Source organism: Chelatococcus sp. KU-N122 (assembly GCF_055391085.1).
In genome coordinates this window covers 5,300,317-5,318,777 of record NZ_AP043981.1, presented here as the reverse complement: position 1 = coordinate 5,318,777, position 18,461 = coordinate 5,300,317, and the positions used below count along the sequence as shown (strand labels likewise).

Annotated in this window: 11 protein-coding genes; 5 read left to right on the top strand and 6 right to left on the bottom strand. The window is 67.9% G+C overall.

Annotated features, from left to right (window positions below; translation table 11 throughout):
* Positions 1–31: 31 nt before the first annotated feature.
* Positions 32–613, bottom strand: a complete 582-nt coding sequence (locus tag ACZ5PO_RS24010) for a hypothetical protein (protein ID WP_464184407.1) — start codon at positions 611–613, stop codon at positions 32–34.
* Between the two features lie 1,117 nt (positions 614–1,730).
* On the opposite strand from ACZ5PO_RS24010, the gene ACZ5PO_RS24005 reads away from it, so the two are divergent.
* The 4 genes from ACZ5PO_RS24005 (at position 1,731) to ACZ5PO_RS23990 (ending at position 9,129) form a co-directional block, all read left to right on the top strand.
* Positions 1,731–3,029 carry an MFS transporter gene (locus ACZ5PO_RS24005; protein ID WP_464184406.1) on the top strand — a complete coding sequence of 433 codons (1,299 nt, stop codon included), beginning with the start codon at positions 1,731–1,733 and terminating at the stop codon, positions 3,027–3,029.
* 125 nt (positions 3,030–3,154) lie between these two features.
* Complete coding sequence (pepN, locus tag ACZ5PO_RS24000) at positions 3,155–5,803, top strand: aminopeptidase N (RefSeq protein WP_464184405.1); 2,649 nt, start codon at positions 3,155–3,157, stop codon at positions 5,801–5,803.
* Positions 5,804–6,041: 238 nt separating this feature from the next.
* Positions 6,042–8,363: a PAS domain-containing sensor histidine kinase gene (locus ACZ5PO_RS23995; RefSeq protein WP_464184403.1), complete on the top strand. Its 2,322-nt coding sequence runs from the start codon at positions 6,042–6,044 to the stop codon at positions 8,361–8,363.
* Positions 8,364–8,526: 163 nt separating this feature from the next.
* Positions 8,527–9,129 carry an MSMEG_1061 family FMN-dependent PPOX-type flavoprotein gene (locus tag ACZ5PO_RS23990; protein ID WP_464184401.1) on the top strand — a complete coding sequence of 201 codons (603 nt, stop codon included), beginning with the start codon at positions 8,527–8,529 and terminating at the stop codon, positions 9,127–9,129.
* Between the two features lie 9 nt (positions 9,130–9,138).
* Here the strand turns inward: ACZ5PO_RS23990 and ACZ5PO_RS23985 are convergent, their stop codons facing one another.
* The 4 genes from ACZ5PO_RS23985 to ACZ5PO_RS23970 form a co-directional block, all read right to left on the bottom strand.
* Entirely contained in the window at positions 9,139–12,087 is a 2,949-nt protein-coding gene (locus ACZ5PO_RS23985) for a bifunctional [glutamine synthetase] adenylyltransferase/[glutamine synthetase]-adenylyl-L-tyrosine phosphorylase (protein WP_464184399.1), read from the bottom strand.
* On the bottom strand, positions 12,084–13,553 hold the full coding sequence (locus ACZ5PO_RS23980; protein WP_464184396.1) for an ATP-binding protein: 1,470 nt from the start codon (positions 13,551–13,553) through the stop codon (positions 12,084–12,086). Before ACZ5PO_RS23980 ends, ACZ5PO_RS23985 begins: the two co-directional genes overlap by 4 nt.
* Positions 13,537–14,220 carry a response regulator transcription factor gene (locus ACZ5PO_RS23975; RefSeq protein WP_464197008.1) on the bottom strand — a complete coding sequence of 228 codons (684 nt, stop codon included), beginning with the start codon at positions 14,218–14,220 and terminating at the stop codon, positions 13,537–13,539. The genes ACZ5PO_RS23980 and ACZ5PO_RS23975 overlap by 17 nt, the downstream gene beginning before the upstream one ends.
* A gap of 144 nt (positions 14,221–14,364) precedes the next feature.
* Positions 14,365–15,993 (bottom strand): Do family serine endopeptidase, encoded by a 1,629-nt coding sequence (locus ACZ5PO_RS23970; RefSeq protein WP_464184395.1) that lies wholly within the window; start codon positions 15,991–15,993, stop codon positions 14,365–14,367.
* A gap of 569 nt (positions 15,994–16,562) precedes the next feature.
* On the opposite strand from ACZ5PO_RS23970, the gene ACZ5PO_RS23965 reads away from it, so the two are divergent.
* The gene (locus ACZ5PO_RS23965; RefSeq protein WP_464184394.1) at positions 16,563–17,690 is read left to right on the top strand and encodes a hypothetical protein; all 1,128 of its coding nucleotides are present in this window, start codon (positions 16,563–16,565) and stop codon (positions 17,688–17,690) included.
* Positions 17,691–17,997: 307 nt separating this feature from the next.
* On the opposite strand, the gene ACZ5PO_RS23960 is transcribed toward ACZ5PO_RS23965, so the two are convergent.
* Positions 17,998–18,426: a cytochrome c-type biogenesis protein gene (locus ACZ5PO_RS23960; protein WP_464197006.1), complete on the bottom strand. Its 429-nt coding sequence runs from the start codon at positions 18,424–18,426 to the stop codon at positions 17,998–18,000.
* Positions 18,427–18,461 lie beyond the last annotated feature (35 nt).

The following is an 18,461-nucleotide window of genomic DNA, read 5'->3' as shown; positions in this document are numbered from 1 at the left end:
GTCCATCCGATCGGATGGCATTCGGCGCACCTTACCGGATCGCACCGCGCAGGCGAGCGATCGTCAAGTCAGCCTCCAGCAGCGCCTTTTCATCGGCGAGCTTGGCCTCCTCCAGGGCCGTGAAGCGTGTCTGCAGTGCGGCGAGCTGTCTCGTGAGCCCGTCGATCGTGGCGCGCTGCTCCGCGCATAGAGCCGCGTCCTTGGCTGTCGTGCCTCCCTTGTGCGAACGCTCGTCGACCGTGTCCGCCGCGACGCCCAGCTGCGGCGCCGTGCCCGGGCCGGTGGCGGCATCGGGCGTTCGAAGCGAGCGCTCCAGCGCGATGACGACATACCCCTCCGTCGCCTGCCTCCCCGCGAGCGTCACCCGGCGGGCCAGCCCGAGCACCGCCCTCGGTTTGCCGAGCCATATGGCGGAGGCGACGAGGTGGTCGGCTAGGCCGTGCTGGCGCAACGCGTCCTCCACGAGGCGGGTGGCCTCGTCCGGCCGGCCGGCGAGCACACGCCGCGTGAGCCCGATCAACACGCGCGGGTCCGACATCCAGGCCGCGGCGCCGCGGATCGCCCGGTGCAGGCTTTCGTCCCGCACCGGAGCTGCGCCAAGCGAATAGGTCATGTGCATCGTTTCGGTCGCATCCAAATGTCGGACCAGCGGACGAGCTCCGTCGCTCTGCGCGTTGCTGCCCGTGGGCCGGGGGCCGGCTTCGCTCGAGCTCTCGTGCATCTCCAGAACCCCGATTACCGCATCCGCGACGCCTCCCGATCGGAAAAGTTACGGATCCAAGTTCGTGGCGGCCAGCATGCCCAAGGCTACGGCCGGATCAATCGGGTGCAATATCACCTCTGCATGCGAAGGCTAGACGACGCAAAAAAGGGCAGCCCGAGCTGCCCTTTTCGCCTTGCGGCCGACCGCCGTCCACCCTATGTTTTCGCAGTCGCAGCAGCGATGCTGCGCCGCCCTCCTTGGGCGTTTCCTCCCTAGACTTGGGCTGCGCTATGCGCGGCCTTTTTTGTTTGCCGGGCACCGTAGCCCAGATGGATGCGGCCGCAACAACTTTTTCTCACGCTCCGGCGCTTTTCGACTCGCGCACGAGGTGGGAGATGCCGCCGCCAAGCCCACGCCTCCCACTGGCTTGACTCATTCGCCGATATGGCTGGCGACGACGCGCCGAGCGGCCTCACCATGGCCACCATCGGCTACGTCTGCGCCATATTCGCATACGCTAGGCACGGTCGACGCGATACCGTGCGGAAACACCAATATGCAGGGCATAAAAAAAGGCAACCAGTGTTGCCGTCTTGCTATTGCGGCGCTCGGCCAACTGCACTAGATTTTGCAGTGCAGCAGAGATGCTGCATGCCCTCCTTGGGCGTTTCCTCCCTAGACTTGGGCTGCGTGTGAACGCGGCCCTTTTTCTTGGGACGAACCCTAGCCTCGGGATGGTCCCGGGCGCAACAGAAATTCCGTCGTTCACTGCATTTTTTTGACACTTTCCATCCACAGCGCCGAACGACCTTGAAATAATTAACTTTTTTTGCGGCGGAACCGGAGCCTGGCGGGGCCGGACCGCGCACGTGTCGGCCGGCTCGAGGCCGCCCGGGGCCGCGCCGCGTGCTATCGCCGCCACCGCATGATGCTATGTTGGCCGCATCGGCCGGGCCTTCGCCGCTCGCCGTGCGCTGCGGACGAATCAGCGCCAGCACGCCTATCCGATCCCTCCAACGGGTCTCACATGTTCGCGAGCCTCATGCTGGCCAGGCGTTTCGCGCCGCTGTTCTGGTGCCAGTTCTTCAGCGCCTTCAATGACAATTTCGTCAAGAACATCCTGGTCATCCTGGTGCTGTTCAAGCTCGGAGGCGCCCAGGCCGGCACCCTGGTTACGCTCGCCAACGCCTTCCTGGTGGTGCCGTTCTTCCTGTTCTCGGGCGTGGCCGGCGAGATGGCCGACCGCTTCGACAAGTCGTTCGTCGCCCGGCGCGTGAAGGCCGTCGAGATCGCCGTCGCGGCGATCGCCGCAGCCGGGCTCTACGCCCATTCCCTGCCGGTCATGTATGGGGCGCTGTTCGGGCTCGGGGTCATCGCCGCCCTGTTCGGGCCGATCAAATACGGCATCCTGCCCGATCACCTGCGCTCCGAGGAACTGCCGGCCGCCAACGCGTTGATCGAGGGCGCCACGTTCCTTGCCATCCTCGGGGGCACGATCGCCGGCGGACTGGCGGTCAGCAGCAGCGACGAAGGCACCGTGGCGCTGCTGATGGTGGTGATCGCCCTGCTCTGCTGGGGCTCGTCGCTCCTCATCCCGCGCACGGGGGAAGCGGCGCCGACACTTGCCGTCCGGCTCAACATCCTGAGATCGACCACGGCCTTGATGCGCGGTCTCTCGGAGGAGCGACGGCTGCTGGGGGCAGCCCTGGGCGTGAGCTGGTTCTGGCTCACAGGCGCGGTGACGCTCTCGCTGGCGCCCACCCTCGTCAAGCAGAATCTCGGCGGCAGCGAGGACGTGGTGACGCTGGTGCTGGCCCTGTTCTCGATCGGCATCGGCGTAGGCTCCGCGGCCGCCGCCCTGCTGGCGCGGGGCCGCATCATCCTGTGGCCGGTTCCGGTTGCCGCCGCGCTCATCGCAGGGTTCGCGCTCGATCTCGGCCTGGCGACGAACGGCTTCGGCACGCCCTCGCGCACCGTGGGCGTGACCGAGCTGCTTGGCGAACTCTGGGGCCTGCGCCTCGCCGTCGATTTCGTCGGCCTCGCCGTCGCCGCCGGCCTCTTCGTCGTGCCGCTGTTCGCCGCGCTGCAGGCTTGGTCGCCGAGCGCGCGGCGGGCGCGTATCGTCGCCGGCACGAACGTGCTCAACGCCTTGTTCATGACCGTCGCGGCGCTCGTCACTGCGACGCTGCAGGCGGTCGGCGTCCAGGCGCCGGCACTCGTCGTGCTGCTCGGCCTATTGAACGCGGCCGTGGCCGGCCTCATTTTCTTCGCCTTCCCGGGCTTCAAGCGGGTTAGTGTGCCGTCGGACCATGCCAGCTCACCGTGACGACCGTCCCGATCTTCGCCGCCGGGCGCCAAGCCCCGGCGCACGCCTCGCGCGGGGCGTGAGGGACGCCTCGATGCACCGAAGCCGCCGGCGCCGCTTTTCCTTCCCCTAATCCAGGACACTCGATGCGCACCGATTCCACGCCCGTCATCCGCCTCGAGGACTACCGTCCGACCGACTACCTCATCGACGCCGTCGACCTCGATTTCAATCTCGACCCGGACGCGACGAAGGTCACCGCGCTGCTGTCGTTGCGGCCGAATCCGGCCGGACAGCCGAACGCGCCGCTGCTGCTCGACGGGGACGAACTGCGCCTCGACGACCTTCGCCTCGACGGCGCGCCCCTCGACGCGGGCGCCTACGCGGTCTCGCCGCAAGGGTTGACGCTGCACGCGCCGCCGCAGCGGCCGTTCGAGCTGCGCATCGAAACGCAGATCAATCCGACGGCCAACACCAAGCTGATGGGCCTGTTCCGGTCCAACGGCGTCTATTGCACCCAATGCGAAGCCGAGGGCTTCCGCCGGATCACCTACTTTCTCGACCGGCCCGACGTGCTGTCGGTGTACACGACGCGGATCGAAGCCGCGGTCGACGAGGCCCCGCTGCTGCTCGGCAACGGCAATCGCGCCGACGCCGGCGTGGTGCCGGGCACCGGCCGCCATTTCGTGACGTGGCACGACCCGCACCCCAAGCCGGCGTACCTCTTCGCCATCGTCGGCGGGCGCCTGGACACCGTATCGCAGACCTACACGACCCGGTCAGGACGCCGCGTCGACATCGCCATCCACGTCGAGGAGGGCAAGCGCGAGCGCGCCACCTATGCGCTCGACGCCCTGGCGCGCTCGATGCGCTGGGACGAACGGGTGTTCGGCCGCGAATACGATCTCGACGTGTTCAATGTCGTCGCGGTCTCCGACTTCAACATGGGGGCCATGGAGAACAAGGGCCTCAACATCTTCAACGACAAGTACGTTCTGGCAAGCCCGGATACTGCGACGGACAGCGACTATGCCAATATCGAAGCAGTTATCGCCCACGAATACTTCCACAATTGGACGGGCAACCGCATCACCTGCCGTGACTGGTTCCAGCTCTGCCTCAAGGAAGGGCTGACCGTCTTCCGCGACCATGAATTCTCGGCCGACGAACGCTCGCGGCCGGTCAAGCGCATCGCCGACGTGCGGACGCTGCGAGCGGCCCAGTTCGTCGAGGATGCCGGCCCCCTGGCCCATCCGGTGCGGCCCACCCGTTACCGCGAGATCAACAACTTCTATACGGCCACGGTCTACGAGAAAGGCGCCGAAGTCGTCCGCATGCTCAAGACCATGCTGGGCGACGACGTCTTCCGTAAGGGCATGGATCTGTATTTCGAGCGCTTCGACGGCACGGCCGCGACCATCGAGGATTTCCTGTCCTGCTTCGCCGAGGCCAGCGGACGTTCGCTCGACCACTTCGCCGAGTGGTATGGGCAGGCCGGCACCCCCATACTCACCGCCTCCGGGTTCTACGACGAGGCCAGCCACACCTACCGGCTGGACCTGCGCCAATCCACGCCGCCCACGCCCGGGCAGGCCGAGAAGAAGCCGCTCGTCATCCCCATCGCCATGGGCCTGGTGGGCGAAAGCGGCCAGGATCTGCCGCTGGTGGCAGACAACGACGTGGCCCTTCGCGACGGGGTGCTGATCTTCGACGAGGCGGCAGCCAGCGTCACCTTCCACAACGTCACGGAGCGGCCCGTGCCGTCGCTGCTGCGCGGCTTCTCCGCGCCGGTTCGCTACGATATCGATCTCTCCGACGACGAGCTCCTGGTCCTGTTCTCCGCCGACAGCGATCCGTTCAACCAATGGCAGGCGGTGCAGACGGTGCTGATCCGCCAGTTGATCAAGGGCACCGAGGCGGAGAAGGGCGGCCGCAGCCTGCCGCCGAGCGACCGCCTGGTGCGCGCGCTCGCGGACTTCGCGGCGGCGGCGGCGGAGCGCGACCCGGCGTTCGCCGCCCAGGTGCTGACGCTGCCGACGGAGAGCGACATTGCCCGGGAGATCGGCCGCGACGTCGATCCGGACGCGATCCTGAGTGCCCGGCGGAGCGTGAAGCGGCAGGTGAGCGAGGCCCTGCTTCCCACCCTCGAGCATCTCCACGCCAAGCTGTCGTCGGCCGCGGCGTTCAGCCCGGACGCGGCCAACGCCGGACGGCGGGCGCTGCGTAACACGGCCCTGGACCTGATCGCCGCCGCCGACCCGGCGCGCGGCGAGCGCCTGGCCGCCGAGCGCTACGCGGCAGCCGACAACATGACCGACCGCATGGCCGCCCTGGCCACATTGTCCCTGCTCCCCGGTCCCAGCCGGGAGGACGCCCTCGACGCCTTCGCCGCCAAGTTCGAGCACGACCCGCTGATCATGGACAAGTGGCTCGCCCTGCAGGCCATGATCCCGGAGCCGCAGACGCTGGACCGCATCAAGCGCCTGATGGAACACCCGATCTTCACGCTGACCAACCCCAACCGGGCCCGGGCGCTGATCGGGTCGTTCGCCATGGGCAACCCGACGCAGTTCAACCGGACGGATGGCGCGGGCTTCGATCTGCTGGCCGCGGTGGTGCTGAAGCTCGATCCGCTCAACCCGCAGGTGGCCGCCCGGCTGCTCACCGCCTTCCGCACCTGGCGCATGCTGGAACCCGGCCGGCGCCTGAAGGCCGAGGCGGCGCTCAAGCGGGTCGCCGGCGCCGACAAGTTATCCCCAGACGTCGCGGATATCGCCTCGCGCTCGCTCGGTTAGGTCGCGCACTCACCAGGCTAGATATAGACTATCAACCGTAACGATCACCCACATCTAGCTCGCCCTACGGGGCCCCGTGTTGCCGGGCGGATTCGTCGTTAACTTTAATCGAATCTTGTCCGGTAACCATTCCGCAACACTCTGGACAAAAAGGGCGAACACGACTCTGATGGCCTCGATTCGGGAAGATGCGGCACATCGACCTGTATCTGGTTGAGGATTCCGAAGGGGGCCACCGATGGCGCGCGGCCAAGCCGCGACGGCGTGCGACCCTGCACGCGCGGCGACGATTCTAGGCGTAGCCAGATCTATCACTCACCCGGCCTTCGGGCGACTGGTCGCGGCCGAGCCCTGGCTCAAGCTGGCAGTCCCGACACTGCTCGGGGTCTTTCTGGCGACACTGGTTGCAAGCGCAACAATTCAGGCCCTGGACACGCGGGCCGAAACCATCGACGACAGCATCACCGCCGTCGACCTTGTGGCGTCCACCGTCGCCGCTCAGGCGACGGCGCGTGCGGCCGAGGCTCCCCTGGACGCCGCTGGCGCCCGGGCGCTCCTGGACAAGAGCCTTCCGAGCTCCGCCTTCGTCAGCGGCCGCTTCGCCGCCGTTTCCGACAGCAGCGGCACCATTGTCGCCGTCACCCCACACGGGATCATTCCGCCGGCGGGTACGCTGAGCGACCTTCTCGGCAACGCCCAGCCCCTGACCACATTTGCCGACCGGGCCGGCGTCATGCTGATTTCGCTGGCCAACGGCGACTGGGCCGTCGCCACCGTCCGCAACCTGCCCGCTCCGCTCGGCCAGGTCGCCGTCGTGCATCCGCTGTCGGGAGCGCTCGGCTCGTGGAAGGCCCGCACCTGGAACCACGGCACGCTGCTGATCACCGTGAGCCTGGTGCTGATCGCCATTGCGATCGCCTACTTCATGCAGTCGGCGCGCGCCCGGACCGCGGATGAAATCTGCGAGCGCGTCAAGGAGCGGGTCGACACCGCGCTCAACCGCGGCCGCTGCGGCCTGTGGGACTGGGACATCGCCCGCGGCCGGATCTACTGGTCCGACAGCATGTACGCGCTGCTCGGCTACCATCGCCACGACGAGTTCCTGTCCTTCGGCGAGATCAACGCCCTGGTGCATCCGGACGACGGCGATCTGTACGCGCTCGCCGACATGCTGGTGTCGTCGCAGGCGACGACGGTCGACTACGAGTTCCGCATCCGCAACGCCGAAGGCACCTGGGTCTGGCTGCGCCATCGCAGCGAGCTGGTCGAGAGCGACGACGGCGACGGGCCGCATCTGATCGGCATCTCGGTCGACGTCACCGAGCAGCGCCGCATGGCGAGCCTCAAGCAGACGTCCGACAACCGCTTGCGCGACGCCATCGAGAGCATTTCGGAAGCGTTCGTGCTGTGGGATCGCGAGAACCGGCTCGTCACCTGCAATTCCAAGTTCCAGAGCCTGCACCGGCTGCCGCCGGACATGGCGCTGTCGGGCCGCAGCTACGACGAGGTGATGGAAGCCGGCAGCCTGTCCGTAGTGCACACGCACAAGCTGCCGAGCCAGACCAAGGCCCAGGGCGGCAACACCTTCGAGGCCCAGCTGACCGATGGCCGCTGGCTGCAGGTCAACGAGCGGCCGACGAAGGACGGCGGCCACGTGTCCGTCGGCACCGATATCACCGCCCTCAAGCGCCACGAGGAGCAACTGGTCGATTCCGAGCGGCGGCTGCTGCAGACGGTCTCCGACCTGCGCCGCTCGCGCCAGACGCTGGAGGCCCAGGCCCAGCAACTCGCCGATCTCGCCGAGCGCTATCTGGAGGAGAAGGGTAAGGCCGAGGCGGCGAACCAGGCGAAGTCGGAGTTCCTGGCCAACATGAGCCACGAGCTGCGCACACCGCTGAACGCCATCATCGGCTTCTCCGAGCTCATGGAGTCCGGCATCTTCGGCGCCCTGGGCAGCTCCAAATACGAGGAATACTGCCAGGACATCCGCACCAGCGGCGAGTATCTGCTGCGGCTGGTCAACGACATCCTCGACATGTCGCGGATCGAGGCGGGCCAGATGCGGCTGGACAAGCAGCAGGTCGCCGTCGAGCAGGTGGTGTCCATGGCGCTCGATACGGTGCGGGAGGCGGCTGCCGCCAAGTCGCTCGAGGTGAGCCTCGAGGTGCCCAGCGAGCTGCGCATCCACGCCGACCCGCGGGCGCTCAACCAGATTCTGGTCCATCTGCTGCGCAACTCGGTCAAGTTCACGCCGGAGGGCGGCCGCGTCTGCATCCGCGCCCGCGCGATCGCCGGCTCCGCCAACATCTACGTGGAGGACAGCGGCATCGGCATCCCCGCCGACGCGCTCGCCAAGCTGGGCCGCCCCTTCGAGCAGGCGGAAGGCCAGTTCGACAAGACCTACAAGGGCGCGGGCCTGGGGCTTGCCATCACCAAGTCGCTCGCAGAGATGCACGGCGGCTCGCTCAAGATCCGCTCCAGCGTCGGCACCGGAACGGTGGTGCTGGTGCATCTGCCGGTGAACGGCGCCGTCGACGGCGGGCTGCCCGCAGCCGCCTGAGCGGCAGCCGCCCGGCCGCTCTCCGGTGCTCCGGCCGGGGCGACCACGAGGCGCCAGCGGCTTCCGGCGCTCGACCTTTCCCCCACCCTCGGGCAGTCTCGCCGCGACGGGTCGCGCGGTCGACGCGCGCACCGGAGCGAGAGAGCTCTGACGGAGGACGCCAATGGCAACGATCACGACGGTGGAGGAGCTGCGCCGGGTCATCCCCGCGACGGGCAGGACCACGAAGATCCGTGATCATATCGACGGTCAGGGGCGCGACTTCATCGCCGCCTCGCCATTCCTGGTCATGGCGACGACCAGCGCCGAAGGCGTGCTCGAGGTCAGCCCCAAAGGTGACGCGCCGGGCTTCGTCCACATGCAGGACGACCGCACGCTGCTCATCCCCGACCGCATCGGCAACAACCTCGCCTTCGGACTGGAGAACCTCATCGCCAATCCGGCGATCGCGCTGATCTTCATGGTGCCCAACACGGGCGAGACCCTGCGCGTCACCGGCACGGGAGAGATCATCGACGATGCCGACGTCTGCGAGCGCCTGAGCGCACGGGGCAAGCCAGCCAAGCTGGTGACCCGGGTCCACGTCGAGCGCGCTTACTTCCACTGCGCCCGCTCGGTCCTGCGATCCAGCCTGTGGGATCCGGCGACGTGGCCGCCGCCGGGCAAGATCTCCTTCGGCCGCGTCATCGCCGAGGCGACCGCCGACGCCGGGACGGATGTCGCGACCTTCGACCGCAACATCGCGGAAGCCTACAAGTACCTGTAGCTCTCCCGCTCAGCTGAGCAGACGCTCGAACACGCGGCGGACCCCCTTGCGCGTCTCGGCCAGGTGCGCTTCGAGCCTGCGCACGTCCGGCAACCCGGCGGCGGCTGCGATGCGCGCCAGCACCGTCGGCGCGACGCGCTTCGCGTCGAAGGCCCCCTCCACCGCCAGCCGCTGCCATTGCAGCACCGTGGTGAACAGCTCGTGGGCGTCACGCAGGAGGGTCGCGTCGTCCGCTTCGACGACGCCATGACGCTCGGCCGCCGCCAGCACGGCCATCGGCTCCGGCACGATCAGCGACGGGACGTCCGCGGCGTGGGCCAGCACCAGGAACTGGGCGATGAACTCGATGTCCATCAGCCCACCGGCGTTCAGCTTCAGATCCCACGGGTCGGCGCTGCCCTTCTCCTTGGCGACGAGGGCACGCATCTCGCTCACATCCTTGGCCACGGCGCGCGCGCCGCCGCCGCGGCGCAGGATCGGCGCAAGCTCGGCCATGAACGCATCGGCCAGCCCGGCGTCGCCGGCGACGACGCGGGCGCGTGTGAGCGCCATGCGCTCCCAGGTTTCGGCTCCCTCCCGGTGATAGGCGAGAAAGCCTTTGAACTGGGTGGCGACGGGACCGGTCCGACCCTCCGGCCGCAGACGCATATCGACGTCGTAGAGGCGGCCACGCCGCGTCGGCACGGTGAGCGCGCTCAGCAGCCGCTGCGTCAGCCTGTTGTAGTAGACGGAGGCGTGCAGCGGCCGCGCCCCGTCGCTTTCGCTCGCGGACGCGTCGTAGTCGTAGAGCAGCACGAGGTCGAGGTCCGACGACGCGGTCATCTCGCGCGATCCGAGCCGGCCGAGACCCAGGACGATGGCGCGGCCGCCGGGCACGACGCCGTGCTCGGCCGCAAAGGCCCGCGATACCGCCTCGAACGACGTGGCGACCGCCGCCTCCGCAATGATCGTGAAGGCTTCCCCCGCCCGCCGGGCCGCGTAGAGGCCGGAGAGCATCCGCGCCCCCACCATGAAGGTGACGAGGCGGATCGCGTCGCGCGATCGGTCGAGGAACTCCTCGAAGCCCGCCGGCTCACCGATCAGGGCGCGCACGCGATCGGACAGATGCGAGAGGTCGGCGACGTCCTCGGTGAAGGCCGGATCGATCACCACGTCGAGCACATGCGGGCGCTCGGACACGATCTCCGCAAGCCGCGGTGCCGAGCCGAGCAGGTCGGCGAAGAGGTTCAGCAGCCGCTCGTTGGAGCGCAGCATCGACAGCAGCTCGACCGCCGCCGGCATGCGGGCGAAAGCTGCGTCGAGGGCGGCAAGGGCCCCGTCCGGATCGGCGGTGCGGCCGAGCGCCGCCAACAGCGCCGGCGTCAGCTCGGTCAGCACCTCGCGGGCGCGCGCGCTCGTCACCGCGGCCCGGCGGCCGAAATGCCAGCCGCGGATGGTCTCGGCCGTGCGCGCCGGGTCGCGGAAGCCGATGCGCGTCAGCGTCTCCAGGGTATCGGGATCGTCGCTCGTTCCGGTGAACACCAGGCTGCCGGCTTCCGTCGCCAGCGCCGGCCCCTCCTCGAAGAGCAGCGCATAGTGATGCTGAACGGTGCGGGCGACCCCGGTCAGCGCCTCGCCCAGCGCCTTGGTGGAGGCGAAGCTCGAGAACCGGGCGATGTCGGTGAGCTCGGCCGCTTCGGTCGGCAGACGCTGCGTCTGCTGGTCGGCCACCATCTGCAGCCGGTGCTCCAGGCGGCGCAGGAAACGATAGGCCTGGCTCAGATCGTCGCGCGCTTGCGGCGTGATCCAGCCGTCGGCCGCCAGGACGCCCAGCATGTCGAGCGTGCGCATGCCGCGCAGCGCCGCCCGGCGCCCACCGAAGACGAGTTGCTGCGTCTGGACGAAGAACTCGATCTCGCGGATGCCTCCGCGGCCGAGCTTGATGTCGTGGCCCGCCAGCGCGATGACGTCGTGGCCCTTCACCACGTGGATCTGCCGCTTCATCGCGTGGATGTCGGCGATCGTGGCGAAGTCGAAGTACTTGCGCCAGATGAACGGGCCGAGGTCCGACAGGAAGCCGGCGCCGAGCGGAAGATCGCCGGCGACCGGCCGCGCCTTGATGAAGGCCGCCCGTTCCCAGTTCTGCCCTACGGTCTCGTAATAGGTGAAAGCAGCCGGCAGCGAGATCGCCGCCGAGGTCGAGCCGGGATCCGGACGCAGGCGCAGGTCGACGCGGAAGACATAGCCGTCCGCGGTACGCTCCTGGAGCAGCTTCACCAACCCCTGCGTCAGCCGGAGGAAGACGGGCGCCGGCTCCAGGCCTTCCCGCAGCGGGGCAGCCGGGTCGTAGAAGACGACCAGGTCGATGTCGCTGGAGTAGTTCAGCTCGCCCGCGCCGTGCTTGCCGAGCGCCAGCACCACCAGGCCGCAGCCGGCCTCCGGATCGGCCGGATCGGGCAACACGATGCGCCCGAGCCGGCCCTGCTCCGCCAGCAGGAAGCGTATGGCCGAGCCGACGCAGGCGTCCGCAAAGGCGGTGAGCGCCGCCGTCACCTGTTCGACCGACCAGAGGCCGCCGAGATCCGCCAGCGCCACGAGCAGGGCGGCCTCGGCGCGCAGCAGGCGCAACTGCCGCATCAGCTCGTCGGCGTCGGCCGCATGCCTCCAGCCGGCGGCCGCCGCATCCACCAGCCCGGCATGAGCGGCTTCCGGCACGGCCTTGACCAGGCGTAGCAGGCGCGAGCGATCGGCGACCGCCAGCCGGGAGAGGAACGGCGAATGATCGAGGACGCCGAGCAGCAGATCGCGCAGCCTCGGTGCCGCATCGACGACCGCCGCCAGGCCGCTGCCGTCGGCGCCGTCGAGCAGTTCCGCCAGCGCCGCTTCGGCCTTGCGGCGGTGGCTGAGCTGCGGCGCCGCGACGATGCGATCGCACAGCGCGGCCATGGCGGACGGCGGCTCTCCGGTGCGCGCGCTCATGCTGCGGCCTTCAGCGGCAGCTCGATCACCGCCCGCAGGCCGGGCTGGTTGTCCTCCAGCCGCAACGTGCCGCCGTGCAGGCGCGCCACCGCCGACGCCAGGCTCAGCCCGAGGCCGAAGCCCGGCCGGCTGCGGGCCCCTTCCAGGCGCACGAAGCGTTCCAGCACATGCTGCCGCTCATTGTCGGGGATCCCCGTCCCGTGATCCGCGACCACCAGCTCGACACGATCGCCCTGCCGGCTGGCGGTCACCGACAGCCGGGCCCTGGTGTCGGGCGCCGGCGGCGCCGGTGCGCCACCGGGGCTCGCCGCCGTGGCGTCCGCGTCGGCAAGCGCGGACGCGGTCTCAGGCGCCGCGTATTTCAAGGCGTTGTCGACCAGGTTCGCCATGGCCTGGCTCAGCAGCTCACGGCTGCCGTGCACGGGCAGATGGTCCTGCACGTCGATGGTCATGGGCATGCCCGCTTCCTCCGCCAGCGGTTCATAGAGGTCGGCCACGCTCCGCGCGACCTCGGCGGCGTCGAAATCCGTCATGGTTTCGCGCGTGCCGCCGCCGGCCTCCAGACGGGCGATCATCAACAGCGCGTTGAAGATCCGGATCAGATTATCCGATTCCTCGATCGTGCCTTCCAGCGCCTGGGCATATTGCTCCGGCGTCTTGGCGGTGCGCAGGGCCTCCTCGGCGCGGTTGCGCAGGCGCGTCAGCGGCGTCTTGAGGTCGTGGGCGATATTGTCGGACACCTCCTTCAAGCCGCTCATCAGCTCGCCGATGCGGTCGAGCATGGCGTTGAGGTTCTGCGCCAGACGGTCGAGCTCGTCGCCCGTGCCGACGACCGGCAACCGGCCGGCGATATCGCCGGCCATGATCGTCTGCGCCGACGCGGTCATGTCGTCGACGCGCTTCAGCACGCGGCGGGTGATGAACCAGCCGCCCACCACGGCAAGCAGCGTGATCAGCGCGAGCGACAGCCCCACCGCCCGCCGCATGACTTCGCGCAGCCGGTCCTGCTCCTCCAGGTCGCGGCCGACGAGCAGCCGAAAGCCACCCGGCAGCACATAGACCTGGACCAGGGCCCGGCCGGCGACGCGACGCTCCTCGCTCTCGGTGGCGAGCGAATATTCGATGACGCGCGTTCCGGCATCGTCCAGGGCTTCGGCTGGCAGATCGCCGACGTTGCCGGCCAGGCGTTCGCCGGCGAAGGTGGTCACCAGATAGAGCGAGGCACCGGGACGGCGGATGCGTCGGTCGACGATGAGGATCAGCCTGCGGATACCCCCCAGCCGGTACTGCTCCGCCAGACCGCTGGTCTCGGCCGCAATGGTCGAACGAACCTGATCGAGCAGCAGCTCGCGCGCGTTGAAGGCGACGTAGCCGAGCACGAAACCGGCAAACAGCACGAAGACGATGAGGTAGATCAGCGACAGCTTGAACGCAGTCGTCCGGAAAAGCTTACCGAGCGCTGTCACGGACCATGTATCCCGCCCCACGAATGGTGTGGATCAGTGCCGTATCGTAACCCTTGTCGACCTTGGCGCGCAGGCGCGACACGTGCACGTCGATCACGTTGGTCTGCGGGTCGAAGTGGTAGTCCCAGACGTTCTCGAGCAGCATCGTCCGCGTCACCACCTGGCCGGCGTGCTTCATCAGGTATTCGAGCAGGCGGAACTCGCGCGGCTGAAGCACGATCTCGTTGCCGGCGCGGGTGACGCGATGGGACAGGCGATCGAGCTCCAGGGCACCCACCCGATAGGTGGTCTGCTCGGCCGACGGCACATGCCGGCGGCGGGACAGCACCTCGACCCGCGCCAGCAGCTCGGAAAAGGCATAGGGCTTGGCGAGGTAGTCGTCGCCACCGGCGCGCAGACCCTTGACGCGGTCGTCGACCTGGCCGAGCGCCGACAGGATGACCACCGGCGTCTCCACCTCCTGCTCCCTGAGCGAGCGAATGAGCGACAGGCCGTCGAGCTTGGGCAGCATGCGGTCGACGACGAGCACGTCGTAGAGTCCCTCGCGGGCGAGCGTATAGCCCTCGATGCCGTCCGGCGCGTGGTCGGCGACGTGGCCCGACTCCTGGAAGGCCTTCACCATGTAGGCGGCGGCCTCCGGGTCATCCTCAACGACGAGAATCCTCATGTCGGGCATGATAGCCGCTCCCAAAGGTAAACGGCAGGCCGGGCACGAAGCCCGACCTGCCGCCCCCTCCCGGAATGCCGGACCCAGCGGGGCGACTGGAGAGCCGGGGCCGGATTCCGAAGCTGGTTGAAGCGCTGCCGGCCGTTAGGCGGTCGGTACCTGGATGGCGAGGAAGCGCGAGCCCTGCCGCGATTCCAGCCGCAGCAGCACCGCCTTCTTGCCGTCCTTGCGGCTCTGGGCGATGGCGTTCTTGACGTCCTGAGGCGTCTCGACGGCCTTGCCCGCCACCTCGGCAATCACGTCGCCGGGCTTGAGCCCCTTCTCCTCGGCGGGCGAGCCGGGCTCGACACCCACCACGACCACGCCCTTGGCGGCGGCGCCGCCGACGCTGTCGGCCGGAGCGAGCGACAGGCCGAGCTTGCCGACGTCGGGGCCCTTGTCATCCGACAGGGAGGCCATCTTCTCGCCGGGCAGCGTGCCGAGCTTGACGCTCAGATCCTGGCTCTTGCCGTCACGCCAGACGCTCAGCGTCACGGTCGAGCCGGGCTCCAGGCCAGCGACCTCGCGGCTCAGCTCGCGCGCATCCTTCACGCTCTTGCCGTTCAGCGCCGTGATGGCGTCGCCGGTCTTGACGCCAGCGCGGCCGGCCGGGGTGTCAGGGTCGACCTTGGCCACCAGCGCGCCTTCCGGCTTGCTCAGGCCGATGCCGTCGGCGATGTCGGCCGTCACCGGCTGGATCTGGACCCCCAGGAAGCCGCGGTGCACGCCACCGTGGTCGCGGATATCGGCAACCACCTTCTGCGCCGTTTCCGACGGGATGGCGAAGGCGATGCCGACGCTGCCGCCGGACGGCGAGGCGATGGCCGTGTTGATGCCGACCACTTCGCCGGCCAGGTTGAACGTCGGGCCGCCTGAGTTGCCGCGGTTCACCGGCGCGTCGATCTGGATGAAGTCGTCGTAGGGACCGGCGCCGATGTCACGGCCGCGAGCCGAGACGATGCCGGCGGTCACGGTGCCGCCAAGGCCGAACGGATTGCCGACGGCGATCACCCAGTCGCCGATGCGCGGCGTCGCGGGGGCGAAGGAGACGGTCGGATACGGGCCGTTCTCCACCGTCTTCAGCAGCGCCAGGTCGGTCTTCGGATCGGTGCCGACGACCTTGGCCTTGAGGGTGCGGCCGTCGTCGGTGATCACCTCCACGTTCATGCCCTTCTCGACGACGTGGTTGTTGGTGACGATGTAGCCGTCCTTGGAGATAAAGAAGCCGGAGCCCTGGGCCTCACCGAAGCGACGCGGGCCGGGCCGGCCGCGAGGACCCTGGTCCTGATCCTGATCCATGCCCTGGCGCTGGCGCTGACGCTGGCCACCCATGCCCTCGTCCTGCTGGAAGCGGCGGAAGAAGCGCTCCATCGGGCTGCCGGGCTCGAGGCCGAACTCCTCCATCGACATGCCGCCGGCACCGGTCGGCTGATCCTCGGCGACCTTGACGCGCACCGAGACGACGGCCGGCTTCACCTTGGCGACGATGTCGGCAAACGAGGGCTGCACCGCGGTCTGGCTGGGTGCTGCGGCAGTCTGGGCGATCGCCTGATTGTAGGGCGGGATCACCAGGCCTTCCATCACGCCCGCGGCCGCAATTGCGCTCAGCGCGGCGGCTCCGAGCAGCACGGACATGCGCGAGCGACGGCGGCGGGCGAGCGACGGGCGGATCTCGGTTGCCGGCGCGGACTCCTGTCCGGACTGCGGCTGCGCGGGAGGAAGAGTATTCTGCATGGTCCACTCCATGGCCGTTCGGCCCGGTTGCTATGGCGTGGACAATGACGGCGCGCGGCTTACGGCACTCTCTCCGGCGCATGAAACTTTCGTAATGGCTAGAGCGCTTTGCGATTGGGTGGAAACACCCAATCGCGAGAAAGCGCTCCAGATTCAAAACACTATGAGCATTTCTCTGCCATTGGATGGATCCATCCAATGGCGAAATGCGCTAGTCGCGGGCCAGAAAAAGAAGCGCGCCGGATTGATCGTCGAGAATGGCGTCGAGCCCGCCGGCGGTGTCTGCCGCGACCGCCGGCCGAGGAGGATGGCCGCGGGCCACAGTCCGCGCTGCCGCCACTCCGGTGCTGGTGGCTACGGGACGGCGCATGATGGGCGAAGCCTGGCACGACAACGCGGGCTATGCGGGTCATGACGATCACTCCACATCAGCATAGTAAAATGTCATCGTAATTTTGGTAATTTTGGTATTTTTTCTTTTTAATTTTTGGTGACGCGTGATCTATAGTTTGATACTATTGTTATAATATATAAATTTATAAGAAAATCATATCGTCGGCGCGTTGCCGATGTTCGTTCCTCTCCGAATTCGCGGAAAAGGTGTCTTCATGCCGCAAACAGAGGTCTACCGAGGCGTTTACCTGACCGGCAGCCTGCCATTCGAGACAGCGGAAGAGGTCTTTGAGTTTATCGGCTCTGAGCTGCAACCATCGGTCCGTCGGGTTCCAGACGGGGAAACCGGCGAGCGGGCAAACTGGGTCCTCACCCAGGCAGGCCGGTTTTTCGATAATCCTGCGTTCGAAGCCGCTCCGCCGCGATCAGGGGTCTCGCGGCGGTTGGTCCGGCTCAAGGAGGGAATAGCGACGGATGAAGTGTCCTTCACTCCGTTCCAGTACGCTGATTTCGCAGGCGACTCTTATCCGCTGTTCCGGCAGGCGAAGGACCGGGGCGTTCTCGCCCCGGACACCAAGTTCCTGATCTCGCTGCCGACGCCCTTCAACGCCGTGTCGTTTTTCGTGGACCTGGAGCATCAAGCAGCGGTCTTGCCCGCCTACACCACTCAGGCGCGGGCAACCTTCGACGAGATTCTCGACCGTATCCCGCACGAGGAACTCGCCATCCAGTGGGATCTTCCGATTGAGCTTGCAACGGTGCAGGGGTGGTTTCCCAATCCGCTCGGCTCTGAGCAGGCAATCTACGATACCGTCGCGGAACTCAGCGGCTGGGCCCCGGACGACGTCGAGATCGGCTACCACCTCTGCTACGGCGATCCCAAGTTCGGTCCCTCGCCCTTTATGGGCGAGAAGCAGGAAGGCCAGGTCCATCACCACGATCATGGTCGGCATATTCTTCCTCCCGACATTTCGACCGTCGTGAAGGTTTCGAACGCACTCGCAGAGGCGGTGCAACGCCCGATCAACTTCATCCACGCAGCGACCATGCGCACCTGGACGGAGCAAAAGCACTGGGAAGCTCTCTCGGAGCTGAAGGTTCGTCCGGAAACGGATGTCTACCTGGGTCTCGTGCACGCGAGCGATGGGATCGAGGCGGCCCGCCGTCGCCGTGACATTGCTGCGCGATACCTTCCAGCGTTTGGTGTTTCGACCGAATGCGGCCTTGGACGCCATTCGAAGGACCAGCTTGCCGCCGTCCTGGCCGTGTTCAAAGACCTGTCGAACGAGCCGGTTCGCGTCTGACCGCAGATAGTCGCATGAACCGGCGGGCGTCTGCGCGGGCCGACGGATCCATTGGTCCGCGCGTCAGGGCCGTATCGAGCCGGTTTCGAGCAAGCGCTGGTGCCTGCTCAGCGCGACCCAAGCTCGGCGCCTTGCCGAGCCGCGCGGGGCAGCTCGCGCCTGTCGCGCGATGATTTAGGAATAGCCGAAGCAGCCGGCTAGAGCATTTCGCAATTGGATGAGATCATCCAATTGCGAAATGCTCATAACTTTCTGAATCTGGGGCGCTTTTCTGCGATTGAGTGATTCCACCCAATCGCAAAGCGCTCTAGCCGTCGTCCCTCAGGATCGAGTCGAGCCTGGCCTGCTCGGCCGGGCTCAGGCCGGGCGACGGAGCTCGCGGCGGCCGCCGCCGGCCCAGGGCGATGGCCACGGCGCCGGCCAGCAGCACCAGGAACGGGCTCGCCCACAGGATCACCGTGTCCAGCTTGAACGGCGGCTTGAGCAGCACGAAGTCGCCATAGCGGCTGACGACGAAGTCGCGGACGGCCGTGTCGCTGTCGCCCGCCTGCAGCCGCTCGCGCACCAGCAGACGCAGGTCGCGCGCCAACGGCGCATCGGAATCGTCGATCGACTGGTTCTGGCAGACGAGGCAGCGCAGCCCACCGGAGATGGCGCGGGCCCGCGCCTCCAGCTGCTTGTCGGCCAGCACCTCGTCCGGCTGCACGGCGCCGGCCGGCTGAGCGACGACGGCCATCGTGACCAGCAGCAGGGCCGGGATCGACCGGAGCC

Excerpts from the sequence above, each read along its gene's own strand:
- ACZ5PO_RS24010 (WP_464184407.1), bottom strand. The coding sequence starts at position 613 with ATGACCTATTCGCTTGGCGCAGCTCCGGTGCGGGACGAAAGCCTGCAC.
- ACZ5PO_RS24005 (WP_464184406.1), top strand. The coding sequence starts at position 1,731 with ATGTTCGCGAGCCTCATGCTGGCCAGGCGTTTCGCGCCGCTGTTCTGG.
- pepN (WP_464184405.1), top strand. The coding sequence starts at position 3,155 with ATGCGCACCGATTCCACGCCCGTCATCCGCCTCGAGGACTACCGTCCG.
- ACZ5PO_RS23995 (WP_464184403.1), top strand. The coding sequence starts at position 6,042 with ATGGCGCGCGGCCAAGCCGCGACGGCGTGCGACCCTGCACGCGCGGCG.
- ACZ5PO_RS23990 (WP_464184401.1), top strand. The coding sequence starts at position 8,527 with ATGGCAACGATCACGACGGTGGAGGAGCTGCGCCGGGTCATCCCCGCG.
- ACZ5PO_RS23985 (WP_464184399.1), bottom strand. The coding sequence starts at position 12,087 with ATGAGCGCGCGCACCGGAGAGCCGCCGTCCGCCATGGCCGCGCTGTGC.
- ACZ5PO_RS23975 (WP_464197008.1), bottom strand. The coding sequence starts at position 14,220 with ATGAGGATTCTCGTCGTTGAGGATGACCCGGAGGCCGCCGCCTACATG.
- ACZ5PO_RS23970 (WP_464184395.1), bottom strand. The coding sequence starts at position 15,993 with ATGCAGAATACTCTTCCTCCCGCGCAGCCGCAGTCCGGACAGGAGTCC.
- ACZ5PO_RS23965 (WP_464184394.1), top strand. The coding sequence starts at position 16,563 with ATGTTCGTTCCTCTCCGAATTCGCGGAAAAGGTGTCTTCATGCCGCAA.
- ACZ5PO_RS23960 (WP_464197006.1), bottom strand. The coding sequence starts at position 18,426 with ATGGCCGTCGTCGCTCAGCCGGCCGGCGCCGTGCAGCCGGACGAGGTG.